Origin of the sequence: Pseudacidovorax intermedius (genome assembly GCF_001476815.1) — a bacterium.
Taxonomy (GTDB): domain Bacteria; phylum Pseudomonadota; class Gammaproteobacteria; order Burkholderiales; family Burkholderiaceae_C; genus Xenophilus; species Xenophilus intermedius_A.
In genome coordinates this window covers 1-16,588 of record NZ_LDSL01000121.1, presented here as the reverse complement: position 1 = coordinate 16,588, position 16,588 = coordinate 1, and the positions used below count along the sequence as shown (strand labels likewise).

Below are 16,588 nucleotides of genomic sequence, written 5' to 3'. Positions count from 1 at the left end.
GCAGCTGGCGCAGCCGGTGCAGCAGGGCGCCGGGCGTGGCATGGCGCCCGGCCAGGCGGCGGAAGGCGCCGTGCACCTGCTGCACGCCCACGCGTTCGCCGTCGGGCCGGCGCGCGTCGCACAGGCCGTCCGAATGCAGCAGCAGCGCATCGCCCGCGGCCAGCGGCCGGCTCTGCTGCGTGAACTGCATGTGGGCCAGCACGCCCAGGGGCGGATGCTGGTTGCGCAGCAGGCCGATGGCGCCGCCAGGGCCGACGTGCACCACCTCCTCGTGGCCGCAGCCGCACCAGGTGAGCAGGCCGCGCGCCAGGTCGATGCGCACGTAGGCGAGGGTGACGAAGGTCTCCAGCGCCTGCAGGTGCGGCGTCATGGCGTCGTGCACCGCGTTGACGATGGCCGCCGGCGAGGGCGGCGCCTCGCGTGCGGCGGGCTGCATCATCAGTTCCACCAGCGAGCGGCTGAACTGCATCTTCACCGCCGCGCCCAGCAGCGCGGCATTGACGCCCTTGCCCATCACGTCGCCGGCGATCAGGTCCACGCACTGCGGGCCGGGGCGCATGGCCTCGAAGAAGTCGCCGTCGATGTGCTGCGAGGCCTGGTTGAAGCTGCTCAGCCACAGGCCGGGCAGTTCCAGGGCCGGCGCGGCCACCAGCAGCGAGGCCTGGATGCGGGCGCCGATCTGCAGCTCGCGCTGGCGGGCGGCGCGCAGGTCCTCGCGCGACTGGCGCTGTTCCTCGATGTCCTCCACGATGCCGATCATGTAGAGCACGCGGCCGTCGTCGTCGCGCGCCAGCGAGGCCGTGAGCCGCACCCACAGCGCCCGGCCGTCGGCGCGCAGCAGCCGCGCCTCCTGCCGCAGGCTGGCGCTGGCGCCGCCGAAGAGCTGCCGCACGGCGTGCAGCACCGGCGGCGCATCCAGCGGGTGCAGCAGGCCCTGCATGTCCAGGCCCAGAAGCGCGGCCGGCGCGGTCTGGCCGAGCAGGCGGCACAGCGTCTGGTTGACGCGCATCAGCCGGCCGGCGGCGTCCTGCAGCAGGATGCCGACGGCGGCCTGCTCGAAGGTGGCGCGGGCGCGGGCCTCGCTGTCGCGCAGGGCCAGCTCCACGCGCTGCTGGCGCGACAGGTCGCGCACGGTGGCGGTGAACAGCGGTGTGAGGCCGCCGTGCACCGCCACCACGGTCGCCTCGGCCGGGAAGGCATGGCCGCCGACATGACGGGCCCGCACCGCCAGGCGGCCGCCGGCCTGCGCGCCCGGGCCGCGCAGCAGCTGCAGGGCCTGCCGGCGCAGCGCGCGCCGCGACGGGCCCGGCGCCAGCAGCCGCTGGATGGGCCGCCCCAGCAGCTGCGCACGGGCGATGCCGAACATGCGCTCGGCGGCAGGGTTGGTGTCGACGATGCGGCCGCGGGCGTCGGCGGTGAGGATGGCGTCCAGCGCGCTGTCGAGCACCGCGCGGTGGCGGGCCTGGTCGGCGCGCCACTGGCGGGCCTGGCGGGCGCCCTGCAGGTGCAGGCGCGCCATGGCGGACTCGGCCTTGCGCCGCTCCCGGATGCCGGTGGCCAGCGCCCTGAGGGCCACGAGCACGACCGCCATGGCGAACAGGGACAGGGCGGCGCCGAGGCGCACCTGCTGCAGCAGCGCGCTGCGCAACGGTGCCAGCGGCTGGACCACCTGGACGCGCAGCCGATGGCCCGGGACCGCCTGGTCGGCGACGATGGCATCGTGCGGCGCCAGGGCAGGCGACGCCTCGCCGGGCGACACGGGGGCACCCCGGCTGGCGGCCAGCACACGGCCGTCGGCTGCGAGCAGCAAGGCATGGTCGCCATGCGCGCCGGCCAGCGTGTCGAGCAGCGCGGTCATGGACAGGGTGGCCGCTGCGCCCGCCTGGTGGGCGACGGCATCCGTGGCCACCCACTGCGCCAGCGCGTTCGCATGCTGCAGGGCGCGGGTCTCGGCCCCTTCGCGCAAGGTGTGCCAGGCCATGCCCGCCCGCGTGGCCAGCAGCAGCGGCACCAGCAGCAGGACCAGCCAGCCGATGCGCCGCAGCTGCCGCTCGCGCCGCTGCAATGCCAGCCGCAGGGCGCGCGCCGGCACCTCGTCGGGCGCGGTCTGTGCGTGGGGCGGCGGCGCCGGCCCGGCCTCAGGCGAAGGCGGCCACAGCATCCTGCCGGTCCGGGTGGATCAGGAACACCCGGTCCATGCGCATCAGCGCCAGCAGGGCCTGCACGGTGGGCGTGAGGCAGCACAGGCGCAGCGCGCCGCGCCGGCCGTCGAGCTGGCGCAGGCAGGCGATCAGCGCGCCCAGGCCGGCGCTGTCGATGAACTTGACGCCGTCCAGGTCCAGCACCACGCGGCTGGCGGCGGGGGTCACCAGGCGCTGCAGCGCCTCCTTGAACTCGCGCACGTTGCTGGCGTCGAGGTGGGCTTCGCGCAGGGCGATCACGAGCGCATCGTGGTCGGCGGACTGGCTGCTGATTTCCATGGCGTGTCGTTGGGATGGGCGTCGATCAGGCCGTCGAGTGCGGCCTGCAGGGTGGGCAGCGGGTCGCCGGCGGCGGCGCGGCCTTCGGCCTCGCGGGCCAGGCGGCCCAGCTGCGCGAAGCCGAAGCTGCCCGCGGCGCCGGCCAGGCGGTGCAGGGCCAGCCGGCGGGCGGCGGCGTCGGCCGCCCCGAAGATGGCGGCGCGGCGCTGCGCCAGCCCGTGCAGGAAGCGCGCGCGCAGCGCCGCCTCGGCGGCCAGGAAGGTGTCGTCAGGACAGGGCGGCTGGCGTTCCACGGCCGTGCTCCCAGTAGATGCGGATGTCCTGCGGCAGGCGCACCGGGTCGAAGGGCTTGACGATGACGCCGGTGGCGCCGTGGCACAGCAGCGCCTCGACCTGCTCCGGCATCGCCTTGGCGGTGAGGAACACCACCGGCACGCCGGCCAGGCCCGGCAGCTGGCGCAGCCGGTGCAGCGTCTGCGGGCCGGACAGGCCGGGCATCATCACGTCCAGCAGCATCAGGTCGGGGCGGAAGGCGGGCGCCACCTCCAGCGCGGCCGCGCCGCTGGCCACGGCGCACACCTCGTAGCCGCCCACCTGGCGCAGGCTGAATTCGAGGATGTAGCGGATGTCCTCGTCGTCCTCGACGCACAGCACGCGGCGCAGGGCCTCGGGCGCGTCGCTACCGGCGCTCACGACACCGCCGGCGTTCACGAACTCGCTCCCGTGCGTGCCGCCGCCCCGCTGCCGGCCGGCGCGGTCGCGGTGGCGGTGGGGAACCAGACATGGAAGGTCGAGCCCACGTCGCCCGCCCCCGGCGCATAGCCGATGCGCCCGCCCATGCGCTGCACCAGCAGCCGCGCCAGGTGCAGGCCCAGGCCGGTGCCGCCGTGGCCGTGCTGCACGCTGCCCTCGGCCTGCGCGAACTTCTCGAACAGCTGCGGCCGGAAGGCCGCGGGCACGCCGCTGCCGCGGTCCGACACCTCGATGCGCTGGCCGTCGGCGTCTTCCATCAGCGCGATGTGCACGGTCTGGCCGGCGCAGGAATGCTTGACGGCGTTGGAGATCAGGTTGGCCAGCACCTGGAGCAGCCGGTCGGCGTCGACCGCCGGCCAGCGGGCGGCGTCGGCGCTGGCCGCAGGCGGGCAGCGCAGCGCCAGCTGCACGCCGGCGCGCGCCGCATAGGCCTGGGCGGCGTTGACGGCCTCGCTGGCCAGCGGCGCCAGCGGCTGCGGCCGGCAGTGCAGGGGCAGCCGGTCGCCTTCGAGCTTGGTGAGGTCCAGCACGTCGTCGATCAACCGGCCGAGACGTTCGCCATTGCGCTGGGCGGCGGCCACCAGCGGCTGGGCGGCGTCGGGCAGCCGGCCCGCGACGCCCGAGGCCAGCAGGCCCACCGCGCCCAGCACGGAGGTCAGCGGCGTGCGCAGTTCGTGGCTTACCCCGGCCAGGAATTCGTCGCGCAGGCGCTGGTGGCGCAGCGCTTCGGTCAGGTCGTGCAGGACCCAGGTGGTGCGCGCGCGGCCGGCTTCGGCCCAGCGGCTGCCGCTGGCCTGGGCCCAGAAGCCCCGACCGTCCGCGCCGCGCAGCCACAGCCGGTCGGCCTGGCCGAGCTGGCCCGGCCCGAGCCCCAGCACCGCTTCCAGCGGCTGGCCGAAGGGGCCGCCCCCCGGCGCGCCGAAGCGGCGCAGCGCAGCGCGGTTGGCCTCCACGACGCGGCCGTCCGCGTCAGCGGTGAACACGGCGTCGCCGATGTGGTCCAGGATGGCCCGCTGGCGCTGCAGCCGGGCCTGGCAGCCGGCGCGCCGCAGGCAGGCCTGGGCGATGCGGCCCAGGCGCGCGGCCAGCAGCGCGTCGCCCACGTCGTGCGCCAGGCAGTCGTCGGCGCCCCCCTCCAGCGCAGCCGTGCGCTGCGCGTCGTCCGGTGCCGGCAGCAGCAGCAGCACGGGCAGCCCGGCATTGGCGGTGCGGGCGCGCAGCCGGGCGCAGTCGCCGGCCAGGTCGGGCGCCGGCTGCGGCAGCGCGGCCAGCACGACGTCCGCCTGCATGCCCGATGCCAGCCAGGCCGCGGCCTCGGCGCTGCTGCCCATGGGCTGGCTGCGGTGGCCCAGCCGCACGAGCCGCGCGCACAGGGCGCGGCGCAGCGCCTCGTCGGGGCTGATGACGAGCGCCTTGAGGACCGGTTGGACGGGGCGTTCCATGTGCGAGGGACGGAGAGCGGATCGGTGTCGGAAAGGTCCAGCTGACCCGAGAATGTCACGAAAGTAACAAATCGTTCTTGCTTCAAACTGAACGGCCCGGGCCGGCTGGCGGGTGCTGGGGATTACCCGCGGGTCCGCCGTTTCACCCCGATTCGCCCATGGTGCGGCGGGCGATTGCGCAAAAGCTTGACCTGCGTCAACAGTTGGACGGACGAGCGCGCCCCAAGCGCCATGAAGCTCGTACAAATACACAAATGAGACACACTTTGTCACGCTTTGTTCGCTCCAATGGCTTCCGGGGCGGTCGCGGCATCGCGTGGCCGCCCCTGCCGAATCCAGGAGACGCGCGATGCGCATGAACCTTCCCATCACCGCGCATGAGCGCCAGCTGCCCGACGGCGGCTTCATGGTCTCGCGCACCGACCTGAAGGGCCGGATCACCTACGTCAACGCCACCTTCGTCGACGTGAGCGGCTTCGCCGAGGCCGAGTTGCTGGGCCAGGCCCACAACATCATTCGCCACCCGGACATGCCGCCGGCCGTGTTCGCCGACATGTGGTCGACGCTGGGCCAGGGCCTGCCGTGGACCGGCATCGTCAAGAACCGCTGCAAGAACGGCGACTTCTACTGGGTGCGCGCCAATGCCAGCCCGGTGTGCGTGAACGGCCGCATCGAAGGCTACATGTCGGTGCGCAACCGCCCCTCGGCCGACGAGGTGCGCGCGGCCGAGGCGCTGTACGACCGGCTGCGCCGCGGCAGCGGCCGGGTGCGGGTGCGCCAGGGTGAGCCCGTGCGGCCCGCCTGGGCCGAGCCCATGGCGGCGCTGCGCCGCCTGCCGCTGCGCCGGCGCATGGGCTGGGCCACCGGCACCCTGGCCGCCGCCAGCGCGGCGCTGGCGGCCTGGCTGCTGCTGCGCCAGCCGGCCGGCGCCGCGGGCGGGCTGCTCGCCGGCCTGGCGGCCGCCTCGGCGCTGGCGTGGGCAGCGGTCGGCCTCATGCTCGACCGCACCGTGCTCGGTCCGCTGGAGGGTGTGGTGCGCACCGCCCGCGCCCTGGCCAGCGCCGACCCGCGCCGCTTCGAGCGCCACCCCGCCGACGAGACCCGGGCCCTGGTGCAGGCCCTGAACCAGATGAGCGCCAACTTCGTGGCCGTGATCGCCGACGTGGGCGGCGGCGTGGCCGGCGTGAATGCGGCCGCCGCCGAGATCGCGCAGGGCAACCTCGACCTGTCCTCCCGCACCGAGCAGCAGGCCAGCGCGCTGGAGCAGACGGCCGCGTCGATGGAGCAGCTGACCAGCACCGTCGCCCAGAACGCCGACAACGCGCGCCAGGCCACGGCGCTGGCGCATTCCGCCTCCGGCGTGGCGGCGCGCGGCGGCAGCGCGGTGGCCCAGGTGGTGCAGACCATGGATGCGATCCACGGCGCCTCGCAGCGGGTGGTGGAGATCATCGGCGTGATCGACGGCATCGCCTTCCAGACCAACATCCTGGCGCTCAACGCCGCAGTGGAGGCGGCCCGCGCCGGCGAGCAGGGCCGCGGCTTCGCCGTGGTGGCGGCCGAGGTGCGCCAGCTGGCCCAGCGCTCGGCCGAGGCCGCGGGCCAGATCAAGCGGCTGATCCACGACACCGTCGGCAAGGTCGACGACGGCGCGCGGCTGGTCGGCGAGGCCGGCCGCACCATGGACGAGGTGGTGGCCAGCGTGCAGCGCGTGACCGACTTCGTCGGCCAGATCGCCGCCGCCAGCGCCGAGCAGACCGCCGGCATCCAGCAGATCAACGAGACGGTGATGCACCTGGATCGCATGACGCAGCAGAACGCCGCGCTGGTGGAAGAGGTGGCCGCCGCCTCGGCCGCGCTGGAGGAGCGGGCGCGCCACCTGGGCCGCTCCGTCAGCGTGTTCCGCGGCAGCGCGGACGGCGCCGCGCCGCCCCGCCGTGCGGCCGCGGCCACCGCCATGGCGGGGCTGGATGCGCCCGGTGCCGGCCACCTGCTGCACGCCTGAACACCGGCCACTGCCCACCGCCCACCGAATCCCGAGGAAAGAAGCGCCCCATGCGCCTGAACCATTTCAAGACCGGCAGCCGCCTCGCGGCCGCCTTCCTGCTCGTGCTCGTCGTCACCAGCCTGGTGGTCGTCCTGGCCGTGCTGCGGCTGGACGCGCTGCGCCACGCCCTGGACCACCAGGCGGGCGCCATCCACCGGCGCGAGATGCTGGCCGAGCAGTGGGCGGCCGACATCCGGCTGAACATGGTGCGCTCGCTCGCCATCCTGCACAGCCGCGACGAGGCCTATGTCCAGGCGCTGCAGCGCGAGACCCAGGCCACCTCGCGCCGCATCGGCGAGATGGCGGCGCAGGTGGCCGAATCGGCCCCCGACGCCGAGGCCCGGCAGCACATCGACCAGGTGGTGGCGGCCCGTGGGCGCTATTCCGCGCTGCGCGAGCAGCTCTTCGCGGCCCGGGCCGGCGGTGCCACCCTGGATGCCGCGCAGGAGGCCGCCCTGACCGCGCAGGCCGGCGCTTACCTGCAGGCGCTGCAGCGCGTCACCGACGAGATCCGCGCCGACGGCGACGCCCACCGGGCCCGCACGCTCGACGCCCTGCAGGCCACCCGGCTCATGATCCTGGCCGGCGGCCTGGTCGCCGTGCTGGTGGGCGGGCTGGGCTCGCTGCTGGTCACGCGCTCGATCACCCGGCCGGTGCGCGGCGCGTCGGCCGCCGCCGAGGCCGTGGCCGCCGGCGACCTGAGCCGCCCGGTCGACAGCAGCGGGCGCGACGAGACCGCCGCCCTGCTGCGCAGCCTGGAGGCCATGCGGGCCCGCCTGGCGCAGGTGGTGGGCGAGGTGCGCGGCAATGCCGACGCCCTGGCCTCGGCCAGCCGCGAGATCGCCGCCGGCAGCAACGACCTGGCGACGCGCACCGAGCGGCAGGCCAGCGCGCTGGAGCAGACGGCCGCCGCCATGGAGCAGCTCAACACCACCGTCGGCCACAACGCCGAGCATGCGCAGACCGCCAGCACGTTGGCCCGCCAGGCCTGCGACATGGCGGGCGAAGGCGGCACCGTCGTCACGCAGGTGGTGCAGGCCATGCGCGGCATCGCCGACGGGGCGGGGCGCATCGCCGAGATCACCGGCGTGATCGACGGCATCGCCTTCCAGACCAACATCCTGGCGCTCAACGCCGCCGTGGAGGCGGCCCGCGCCGGCGAGCAGGGCCGCGGTTTCGCCGTGGTGGCGGGCGAGGTGCGGGCGCTGGCCCAGCGCAGCGCCGAGGCCGCCCGCGAGATCAAGCAGCTGATCGGCGTCAGCGTGGAATCGGTCGCGCGCGGCGCCAGCCTGGCCGACCAGGCCGGCCAGACCATGGAGGCGGTGGTGGCGTCCATCCGCGGCGTCGCCGACGTGGCGGCGCAGATCAGCGCCGCCAGCCGCGAACAGAGCCTGGGCGTGGCCCAGGTGGGCGAGGCGGTGGTGCAGATGGACCAGGCGACGCAGCAGAACGCGGCCGTGGTCGAGCAGCTGTCGGCCGCCGCCGCCGCGCTTCAGGCCCAGGCCGAGCAGCTGGTGCACAGCGTGGCCGTGTTCCGCCTGGGCGCCGCCGACATGGCGGCCGCCGCGACCGCCACCACAGGTGCCGCCCTGGCGCGTACCGCCGGCGCGGCCATGCCGGCGCCGCCGCAGCGCCTGGCCGGCCCTGCGGCGCCGGCAGCGCGGGGCGCCGGCGCGGCCAACGGCTGGGAGTCGTTCTGACGCGCGCGCGGGGCGTCCGGCACCCCCTCCGCCGGGGCCGGCCGGCCGCCTCCGGGCGCGGCGCGATTGCGGTCCTTGGTGCTACATTAGCGCCCGCATTGCCGCCCCCGCGGCGCGATGCCGCAGCCCCCGGCCGGCGCCCGCAACACGGCACAGGCGGCGGCTTCCAGGCCCCCTCGGCGGGGCTTTTTCCTTTCTGGCCCAACAGCGCATGGATGCTCCGGTGACGTCATTCGGCGGATGGCGCAATTCCTCCTTCGTGGGAATGACGCCGACCGCCGTCTCCGGCGACGAGGCGGACCGCTGGGTCCGCGGCGAGCTGGTGCGCTCGCTCATGCGCGCGGCGCGCGGCAACTACGTGCTGTCGGCCGTGCTCACGCCCATCGTGGTCGGCCTCAGCTGGAACGACGTGCCTCTGTGGCTGGCGGCGCTGTGGGTCTTCCTGATGGTGTGCGTGTCGATCGTGCGCGTGCGCTTCGAGGTGGTCTACCGCCAGCGCTACGACGGCCACGACGCCGACGCGCAGGAGCGCTTCATCCACCGCTACCGCCACCTCTGGACGGCCAGCGGCGTGGTCTGGGGCCTGTCGGCCCTGCTCTTCTTCGAGCGGTCGCCGCTGGTGCACCAGTTCATCTGCTGGTTCATCGTGGCCGGCGCGGCCACCTTCCCGGTGGTCAGCATCGCGCTGCATCCGCCGGTGCTCAAGCGCTACATGACGGCGCTGTTCGGCACCATGCTCGCCTGCATGGTGCTGCGTATTGCGCAGACGGGCGCCGAGGGCCTGCAGTTCGGCCTGCCCTTCCTGCTGCTGCCCGTGCTGCACTGGTGGCTGCTGCTGCATGCCGGCCGGCGCCTGCACGAGACGGCGCGCAACGGCTTCGAGCTGCTGTTCCACAACAAGATCCTGATCGCCTCGCTCACGCAGCAGCGCCAGGCGGCGGTGTCGGCGGTGGCGATGAAGAACCGCTTCCTGGCCAGTGCCGCGCACGACATGCGCCAGCCGGTGCTGGCCCTGTCGCTCTACGCCGACTGGCTGCGCAACGAGCCCGAGCTGGTGCACGAGATCGCGCCCAAGATCTCCGGCGCCACGCAGGCGGTGAACCTGCTGTTCGACTCGCTGTTCGACCTGGCGCGCATCGATTCCGGCCAGGTGCGGCTGCACATCGAGCGGGTGGACGTGGTGCAGCTGCTGCGCGACCTGGAGCTGCAGTACCGCCCGGTTGCCGAGGCCAAGGGCCTGCGCTTCAAGGTGCACATGGTGCCCGGCACGGTGCTGACCGACCCGGTGCGGGTGCGGCGCATGCTGGGCAACCTGCTGTCCAACGCCATCAAGTACACCCACCAGGGCGGCGTCCTGCTGGCGGCGCGCCAGACGCGCGACGGCCTGCGGGTGGAGGTGTGGGACAGCGGCATCGGCATCCCCCGCGAGCACCTGCGCGACGTGTTCCTGGAGTTCTACAAGGTGGCCGACCACGACGCCGGCACGTCCGACGGCTTCGGCCTGGGCCTGGCCATCGTGGCCCGCCTGTCGCACGCCCTGGGCCATCCCGTGAGCGTGCGCTCCCGCGTCGGCCGCGGCAGCGTCTTCCGCGTGTTACTCACCGACGCCGACGAGGTGCAGGCCCAGGCCCGCATGTCCGACGCAGTAGGCTGAGAACCGCCAGCACCGCCAGCCCCAACGAAACAAGAGGCCGCGGAGCAGGCCATGCCAGGGCATCCGCGGAACCGGCTTTGCCGGGCCGCCGGATGCGCCCCCTGGAAGGGGGGAGGCGGAGCGCGAAGCGCGCAGCCTGGGGGTCAGCGAAGATTCGAAAGAAGGCCGTGGCTGCGCGCGTGGTGCAGCGCCTGCGTGCGGCTCTTGACGCCCAGCCGCCGGAACAGCCGCCACAGGTGCACCTTCACCGTGTGCTCGCTGATGTCCAGCTGCGTGGCGATCTCGCGGTTCGACAGGCCCTGGTCCAGCATGGCGATCAGCTGGGTCTGTCGGCGCGACAGCTTGCCGGTGGACGGCGGCGGTTCCACGTCGCCGTCGTCGGCCTGCAGCAGGCCGCGCAGGGCGGCCGTGAGTTCGGCCGAGCCGCTGGACTTCTCGATGTAGATGTCGGCGCCGGCCTCGATGCAGGCTTCTTCCATGTCGGCCGCCGGCGAGGCGGAATACACCGCCACCGGCACGTCGGGGTACGACTCCTTCACGGCCAGCACGCCGGACACGCCGGTCACGTCGGGCAGCTTCAGGTCCAGGCAGAACAGCTTGGGCTGGCCGTGGGATTCGACGGCGGCCGAGAGCTTGTCGAGGCGGTCGAGTTCGACCACGTTCTCGCTCGGGCGCAGCCGGCGCAGGACCATCACGATGGCCTCGCGCATCAGGGGGTGGTCGTCGATGACGTAAATGCTCATAGGGTGCTCGTCGGGAGAGGGGCCGAAGGCGGCGGTCCGTGGTGCGGGGCACGCGGCCGGCATCGGCGCGCGTGGCCCTTTCAGGACGCTCGGGCGGAGGTATCGGCCGCCGTCTCCGCCAGCACGGCCAGCGCCTGCCTCACGGCCACGCTGCCCGCATTGTCCAGCGGCTCGAGCTGCGCGGCCAGTGCCGCCAGGCCGGCTTCGCCGTCGGACTGAAGCTGGGCGATGGCGCGGCCGGCCGCCTGGGGCGAATCGAAGCCCAGGCTCTGCAGCAGCACCGTGCCACGCGCGTCCTGCAGCTTGAAGTAGAAGCGCCCGTCGCTTTCGCGGTATTGCTTGAAGGCCGGGCGTGCCGCCTTGGCGGCCTTGGCCGGCTGGCCGCCGCTGCCCAGCTGCCCCAGGTTGCGCAGGCCCACGGCATGGCGCAGGCGGGCGGTGAGTTCGCGGGAAAGGACGCGGGCCTTCTCGCCGCCGGCGCGCAGCGTGTACTCGATGCGCTGGGGCTCGGCCATCAGCGCCTCGTAGCGCTCGCGCAGCGGCGCCACCTCCTGGTCGATGCGGTCCACCAGCACCTGCTTGGCGTCGCCCCAGGCGATGCCCTCGGCATAGGCCTTGCGCAGCGCCTCGGTCTCCTCGGCGGTGGCGAAGGCCTGGTAGATCTGGAACAGCGCCGAGCCCTCGGTGTCCTTGGGCTCGCCGGGCGCGCGCGAGTCGGTCACGATCCCGGCGATCAGCTTCTGCAGCTGGGCGCGCGGCGAGAACAGCGGGATCGTGTTGCCGTAGCTCTTGCTCATCTTGCGGCCGTCCAGGCCGGGCAGCAGGGCGACGGCGTCGTCGATCTCGGCCTCGGGCAGCGTGAAGTGCTCGCCGTAGAGATGGTTGAAGCGCTGCGCCATGTCGCGTGCCATCTCGATGTGCTGGACCTGGTCGCGGCCCACCGGCACCTTGTGGGCGTTGAACATCAGGATGTCCGCCGCCATCAGGGCCGGGTACATGAACAGGCCGATGCTGACGTCCGCATCCGGGTCGGTGCCGGCCGCGGTGTTGCGGTCCACGGCCGCCTTGTAGGCATGGGCGCGGTTGAGCACGCCCTTGCCGGTCACGCAGCTGAGGAACCAGGTCAGCTCCGGAATTTCGGGAATGTCGGACTGGCGGTAGAAGGTGACGCGCTCGGGGTCGAGGCCGCAGGCCAGCCAGGAGGCCGCGATCTCCAGCGTGGAGCGCTGGATGCGTGCCGGCTCGTCGCACTTGATGAGCGCGTGGTAGTCGGCCAGAAAGTAGTAGCTCTGCACGTCCGGGCGCTGGCTGAAGCGCACGGAATGGCGGATCGAGCCCACGTAGTTGCCCAGGTGCGGCGTGCCGGTGGTGGTGATGCCGGTCAGGAAGCGGGTCGGAGCGGAGGCGGAGGACATGGCGGGGGCGGACGGCAGCGAAGGGAAAGTCAGCGCAGCAGCGCGGCGATGGGCGAGATCAGCAGGTTCAGGAAGGCATAGCCCAGGCCCATCAGCGGCCGCAGCCACAGCGAGCCGACGATGCCGAAGATCACCAGGCCCATGACGATGAAGAAGCCGTAGGGCTCGATGCGGGCCAGCCAGTACTGCGCCCGGCCGCGCGGCAGCAGGCCCGCCAGGATGCGGCCCCCATCGAGCGGCGGCAGCGGGAACAGGTTGAAGGCCCACATCACCAGGTTGGTCAGGATGCCGGCGTTCGCCATGCCGACGAAGAAGCGCTCCTGCACGCCGGCCACCGCCAGCACCACCAGGAACAGCGCCCAGAAGATGGCCTGGATGAAGTTGGAGGCCGGCCCCGCCAGCGCCACCCAGATCATGTCCCGCTTGGGGTTGCGCAGATGGCCGAAATTGACCGGCACCGGCTTGGCATAGCCGAACAGGAAGGCGCCCGAGGTGGCGAAGTACAGCAGGATCGGCATCGCGATGGTGCCGATCGGGTCGATGTGCCTGAGCGGGTTGAGCGTGAGCCGCCCCATCATGAAGGCCGTGTTGTCGCCGAAATAGCGTGCCACGTAGCCATGGGCCGCCTCGTGCACCGTGATCGCGAAGATCACCGGCAGGGCGTAGATGAGGACGGTCTGGATGAGGTTGGAGGCTTCCACCGCGGGATTGTCTCAGACGGCTTTCACAGGCCCAGCGGCGCGAGCGGGCCGCGGCCCTGGCGGATCAGCGCCGGCTCGCCGCCGCCGTCCATGGGCGTGAGGTCCACCACCGTGGTCGGCTCGGACACGCAGGCGCCGGCATCGATGACGGCGCCGATCAGCTTCTCGAAGCGGTCGCGGATGGCCTCGGCGTCGTTCATGGGCTCGGTCTCGCCGGGCGGAATCAGCGTGCTGGCCAGCAGGGGCGCGCCGTGCAGCGCCAGCAGCTCGGCCAGCACCGGATGCTCGGGCACGCGCAGGCCGATGGTCTTGCGCTGCGGATGGCTCACGCGGCGCGGCACTTCCTTGGTCGCCTCCAGCACGAAGGTGTAGGGGCCCGGCGTGCAGGTCTTGAGCAGGCGGTACTGCCGGTTGTCCACGCGGGCGTAGTTGGCCAGCTCGCTCAGATCGCGGCAGATCAGCGTCAGCAGCCGCTTTTCGTCGATCTGGCGGATGCGCCGGAGCTTGTCGACGGCGTTCTTGTCGTCCAGCTGGCAGGCCAGCGCATAGCTGGAGTCGGTGGGCACCGCGATCACCTCGCCCTTGGCGAGCAGCGCCGCGGCCTGCTTGAGCAGCCGCGGCTGCGGGTTGTCGGGATGCACCTCGAAATACTGGGCCATGGTGTTTTCGGTCCTCCTGGGATTCAGCCTTCGACCGGCTCGACGGGCTGGCGCCGCTCGCGCACCGTGAGCCAGGCCCCGCCCGCGCCGCAGACGGCGATCAGGCCGATGCCCGCCAGCGAGACGCGGTCGGGCAACTGGTCGAACACCAGCCAGCCGCCCACCATCGCGAAGCCGATCTGCGCATACAAAAACGGGGTGAGCGTGGATGCCGGCGTGCGCTGGTAGGCCAGGATGAGCAGGAAATGGCCCACCGTGCCCATCAGGCCCATGAGCGCCAGCAGCGCCCAGTCCTGCCACCCGGGCAGCGCCTGCCAGGCGAAGGGCAGGAACAGCGCGGCGATGAGCGTGCCCACCCAGCCGGTGTAGAAGTGCAGCGTGAGCGGCTTCTCGGTGCGGGCCAGGCGGCTGGTCAGCACCTGGAACCAGGCGTTGCACACCACCAGCCCCACGGGCATCAGCACCGTCCAGCCGAAGCCTTCGCCGCCCGGGCGCAGGATCAGCAGCGTGCCCACGAAGCCGCCTGCCACCAGGGCCCAGCGCAGGGCCGACACCCGCTCGCCCAGGATGGTGGCCGCCATCAGCGTGACGGCCAGCGGCACGACCAGCACGATGGCGGTGAATTCGGCCATGGGCATGTGGCCCAGGCTCAGGAAGGCCAGCAGGCTGCTGCCCAGCAGCAGCGCGCCCCGCAGCACCTGGAAGCGCGGGTGCTGCGTGCGCAGCAGCGCCGTGCCGTGAAGGGGGAGCAGGATGGCGGTCGTGGCCACGGCCTGGAAGGCGTAGCGGAACCACACGGCCATGAAAACGGGCACGGTGGCCGAGGCGACCTTGGTGGTGGTGTCGAGCACCGCGAAGCAGGCCACGGCCAGCAGCAGCAGGCCCATGCCGGCGAGGGCCCGCAGCGTGTCGCGCGCGGGCACCCCGGCCCGCGTGGCACAGGCGGCGGCGGTCACTGGACGCGGTCCGCCAGCAGCGCCCACACGGGTTGCAGGCTGGCCGACAGGGGCGGCAGGCGCCCGAGGTCGCAGTGGCTCTCGTCGGGGCTGTGGAAGTCGCTGCCGCGCGAGGCCGCGAAGCCGAATTCCCTGGCCTTGTCGGCGTACTCCACGTACTCGGCCGGCGTGTGGCTGCCGGTCACCACTTCCACGCCCTGGCCGCCGTGGGCCTTGAACTCGGTGAAGAGGGCGTATTCCTCGTTCGCGCTGAACTTGTAGCGGCCCGGATGGGCAATGACGGCCACGCCGCCCGCGTCGCGGATCCAGCGTATGGCGTCGCCCAGGCTGGCCCAGCGGTGCGGCACGTAACCGGGCTTGCCTTCGGTCAGGTACTTGCGGAACACCTCGGAGGTGTCGCGGCAATGACCTTCCTCGACCAGGAAGCGGGCGAAATGGGTCCGGGAGATGAGTTCGGGATTGCCGACGAAGCGCAGCGCGCCCTCGTAGGCGCCGCTGATGCCGACGCGGCCCAGCTGCTCGGCGATCTCGCGGGCGCGGGGGCCGCGGCCGTTGCGGGTGTCGTACAGGCCCTGGCGGATGGCGGCGTCGTCGGCGTCGAAACCCAGGCCGACGATGTGCACGGTCTCGTTGCAGAAGGTGACGGAGACCTCGACACCGGTCAGAAAGCGGATGCCGGCTACCTTGGCAGCGGCGGCGGCGCGGTGCAGGCCGCCGACTTCGTCGTGGTCGGTCAGGGCCCACAGCTGCACGCCATTGGCGGCGGCGCGCTCGGCCAGCGCCTCGGGCGTCAGCGTGCCGTCCGACACCACGGAATGGCAATGCAGGTCGGCGTTGAGGTCGTGATCGAACACCCGTGCGATTCTAGGTAATCCGCATTCACCGTGCCGGCGGGGGGCCGGCGCCGTGCAGCTTCGCGTCAGGAACAACCCTGGGATCGACTCGGAGTTGTCATATTTGGCGACTGTCCACAAGGTCAAAATTCACGACCGTTTGTCATCCTTTACCTACGCATGAACGCCATCAAGGAAGCCCGCCGCTACATCGAACGCCGTCCGCCGGAAGACCCAGCGGCCCGTACGCTGGCGGCCCTGGTCCTGGCGCTGGAGACCGACCGCGGTTTCGACCTGTCCTCGCTCTACGGCCTGGACTACAAGAGTTTCGACCTCGCCATCGAGGTGCTGCGCGACTGGCGGCTGGACCGCTACTACGCCGGCAAGGCCAAGCTGTTCGACATCTCGATGCAGGTGCACGAGGCGCCGGCGGCCGAGGTGAGCGCCGAGCCCGCCTCGGGCACCGCGACTACTTCTTCTTCCTGAAGGCCAGCCAGGCGGCCACGGCCGTGAAGCTGGCCACGATGGCCACCAGGTGCCAGAACCCGTGCGGGTTCTCGGCCAGCGGGATGCCGCCCACGTTCATGCCGAACAGGCCGGCCAGGATGTTGATGGGCAGGGCCAGCACCGTCACCACCGTCAGCACGAAGAGGCTGCGGTTGTTGTCCTCCTGCACGCTGGCGGCGATCTCCTCCTGCAGCAGCTTCACCCGCTCCTGCAGGCCGTGCATGTCGCGCAGCACCACCGAGAACTCCTCCGACGCGTCGCGCAGCCCCTGCGCGTCGGCCTCGGCCATCCATGCGGGTGGGCGCTGCAGCAGCCGGAAGAGGGCGGCCGGCTCCGGCGCCAGCAGGCGCTGAAGCCGCACCAGCACCCGCCGCAGTTCGCCCAGCCGCGCCCGCTGTGCATCGGGGCGGCGCGAGAGCAGGGCGTCCTCCACTGCGTCGATGCGGCCGGTGACGGTGCGCACCACGCCCACCAGCACGTCGGCCTGGGTGCGCATCAGCCGCTCCAGGAGTTCGGTGGCGGAGCGCGGCGCTTCGCCGGTGCGCACCGCCAGGCGCAGATCGTCCACCGAGCGCAGCGGCCGCGTGCGGGCCGTCACCACCAGCCGCGGACCAACGCCGATCCACAGCGTGGCGATGTCCGAGGGCTCGAAGCCGAAGTCGAAATGCAGGTCGTTGATGACCGCCACCAGCGCATCGTCG

The 16,588-nt window shown here is 72.8% G+C and carries 16 protein-coding genes; 4 read left to right on the top strand and 12 right to left on the bottom strand.

The features are described 5' to 3' along the window. The 5 genes from NS331_RS18055 to NS331_RS18035 all read right to left on the bottom strand — a co-directional run. Positions 1–2,161: PAS domain S-box protein (locus NS331_RS18055; RefSeq protein WP_153012915.1), on the bottom strand; the 2,161-nt coding region annotated here is incomplete at its 3' end. Beyond that, positions 2,139–2,480, bottom strand: a complete 342-nt coding sequence (locus NS331_RS18050; RefSeq protein WP_058643346.1) for an STAS domain-containing protein — start codon at positions 2,478–2,480, stop codon at positions 2,139–2,141. The genes NS331_RS18055 and NS331_RS18050, both read right to left, overlap by 23 nt. After that, positions 2,438–2,773 carry an Hpt domain-containing protein gene (locus NS331_RS18045; RefSeq protein ID WP_058643345.1) on the bottom strand — a complete coding sequence of 112 codons (336 nt, stop codon included), beginning with the start codon at positions 2,771–2,773 and terminating at the stop codon, positions 2,438–2,440. Before NS331_RS18045 ends, NS331_RS18050 begins: the two co-directional genes overlap by 43 nt. Further along, a complete protein-coding gene (locus NS331_RS18040; protein WP_242873810.1) occupies positions 2,748–3,191 on the bottom strand; it encodes a response regulator in 444 nt (147 codons plus the stop codon). The genes NS331_RS18045 and NS331_RS18040 overlap by 26 nt, the downstream gene beginning before the upstream one ends. Next, positions 3,188–4,675, bottom strand: coding sequence for an ATP-binding response regulator (locus tag NS331_RS18035; protein ID WP_058643344.1), 1,488 nt, complete (start codon positions 4,673–4,675; stop codon positions 3,188–3,190). The genes NS331_RS18040 and NS331_RS18035 overlap by 4 nt, the downstream gene beginning before the upstream one ends. Before the next feature lie 355 nt (positions 4,676–5,030). On the opposite strand from NS331_RS18035, the gene NS331_RS27380 reads away from it, so the two are divergent. The 3 genes from NS331_RS27380 to NS331_RS18020 all read left to right on the top strand — a co-directional run bounded on the left by NS331_RS27380 (position 5,031) and on the right by NS331_RS18020 (position 10,073). Further along, positions 5,031–6,677: a methyl-accepting chemotaxis protein gene (locus tag NS331_RS27380; RefSeq protein ID WP_275936472.1), complete on the top strand. Its 1,647-nt coding sequence runs from the start codon at positions 5,031–5,033 to the stop codon at positions 6,675–6,677. Positions 6,678–6,727: 50 nt separating this feature from the next. Beyond that, positions 6,728–8,419: a methyl-accepting chemotaxis protein gene (locus tag NS331_RS18025; protein WP_058643342.1), complete on the top strand. Its 1,692-nt coding sequence runs from the start codon at positions 6,728–6,730 to the stop codon at positions 8,417–8,419. A 265-nt stretch (positions 8,420–8,684) separates the two neighbouring features. Then, positions 8,685–10,073 carry a sensor histidine kinase gene (locus tag NS331_RS18020; RefSeq protein WP_242873809.1) on the top strand — a complete coding sequence of 463 codons (1,389 nt, stop codon included), beginning with the start codon at positions 8,685–8,687 and terminating at the stop codon, positions 10,071–10,073. A 143-nt stretch (positions 10,074–10,216) separates the two neighbouring features. On the opposite strand, the gene NS331_RS18015 is transcribed toward NS331_RS18020, so the two are convergent. From NS331_RS18015 to NS331_RS17990, 6 genes are all read right to left on the bottom strand, one after another. Beyond that, complete coding sequence (locus NS331_RS18015; protein WP_058643340.1) at positions 10,217–10,816, bottom strand: response regulator transcription factor; 600 nt, start codon at positions 10,814–10,816, stop codon at positions 10,217–10,219. An 80-nt stretch (positions 10,817–10,896) separates the two neighbouring features. Continuing rightward, the gene (locus NS331_RS18010; RefSeq protein ID WP_058643339.1) at positions 10,897–12,231 is read right to left on the bottom strand and encodes a tryptophan--tRNA ligase; all 1,335 of its coding nucleotides are present in this window, start codon (positions 12,229–12,231) and stop codon (positions 10,897–10,899) included. 29 nt (positions 12,232–12,260) lie between these two features. Continuing rightward, a complete protein-coding gene (locus NS331_RS18005) occupies positions 12,261–12,932 on the bottom strand; it encodes a site-2 protease family protein (protein WP_058643338.1) in 672 nt (223 codons plus the stop codon). Between the two features lie 23 nt (positions 12,933–12,955). Then, entirely contained in the window at positions 12,956–13,591 is a 636-nt protein-coding gene (locus NS331_RS18000; RefSeq protein WP_058643337.1) for an L-threonylcarbamoyladenylate synthase, read from the bottom strand. Between the two features lie 23 nt (positions 13,592–13,614). Beyond that, a complete protein-coding gene (locus tag NS331_RS17995) occupies positions 13,615–14,478 on the bottom strand; it encodes a DMT family transporter (RefSeq protein ID WP_082702593.1) in 864 nt (287 codons plus the stop codon). Positions 14,479–14,543: 65 nt separating this feature from the next. After that, positions 14,544–15,401 carry a 3',5'-nucleoside bisphosphate phosphatase gene (locus NS331_RS17990; protein ID WP_058643335.1) on the bottom strand — a complete coding sequence of 286 codons (858 nt, stop codon included), beginning with the start codon at positions 15,399–15,401 and terminating at the stop codon, positions 14,544–14,546. Positions 15,402–15,560: 159 nt separating this feature from the next. On the opposite strand from NS331_RS17990, the gene NS331_RS17985 reads away from it, so the two are divergent. Next, positions 15,561–15,866, top strand: a complete 306-nt coding sequence (locus NS331_RS17985; RefSeq protein ID WP_058643334.1) for a hypothetical protein — start codon at positions 15,561–15,563, stop codon at positions 15,864–15,866. Here NS331_RS17985 and NS331_RS17980 read toward each other — a convergent pair. After that, a partial coding sequence (locus tag NS331_RS17980; RefSeq protein WP_058643333.1) for a transporter occupies positions 15,850–16,588 on the bottom strand: 739 nt, incomplete at its 5' end. The two genes, NS331_RS17985 and NS331_RS17980, sit on opposite strands and share 17 nt — an antisense overlap.

What these genes read in the sequence shown, in the direction of transcription:
- NS331_RS18050 (WP_058643346.1), bottom strand. Translation starts at nt 2,480, where the DNA reads ATGGAAATCAGCAGCCAGTCCGCCGACCACGATGCGCTCGTGATCGCC.
- NS331_RS18035 (WP_058643344.1), bottom strand. Translation starts at nt 4,675, where the DNA reads ATGGAACGCCCCGTCCAACCGGTCCTCAAGGCGCTCGTCATCAGCCCC.
- NS331_RS27380 (WP_275936472.1), top strand. Translation starts at nt 5,031, where the DNA reads ATGAACCTTCCCATCACCGCGCATGAGCGCCAGCTGCCCGACGGCGGC.
- NS331_RS18025 (WP_058643342.1), top strand. Translation starts at nt 6,728, where the DNA reads ATGCGCCTGAACCATTTCAAGACCGGCAGCCGCCTCGCGGCCGCCTTC.
- NS331_RS18020 (WP_242873809.1), top strand. Translation starts at nt 8,685, where the DNA reads ATGACGCCGACCGCCGTCTCCGGCGACGAGGCGGACCGCTGGGTCCGC.
- NS331_RS18015 (WP_058643340.1), bottom strand. Translation starts at nt 10,816, where the DNA reads ATGAGCATTTACGTCATCGACGACCACCCCCTGATGCGCGAGGCCATC.
- NS331_RS18010 (WP_058643339.1), bottom strand. Translation starts at nt 12,231, where the DNA reads ATGTCCTCCGCCTCCGCTCCGACCCGCTTCCTGACCGGCATCACCACC.
- NS331_RS18000 (WP_058643337.1), bottom strand. Translation starts at nt 13,591, where the DNA reads ATGGCCCAGTATTTCGAGGTGCATCCCGACAACCCGCAGCCGCGGCTG.
- NS331_RS17995 (WP_082702593.1), bottom strand. Translation starts at nt 14,478, where the DNA reads ATGGGCCTGCTGCTGCTGGCCGTGGCCTGCTTCGCGGTGCTCGACACC.
- NS331_RS17985 (WP_058643334.1), top strand. Translation starts at nt 15,561, where the DNA reads ATGAACGCCATCAAGGAAGCCCGCCGCTACATCGAACGCCGTCCGCCG.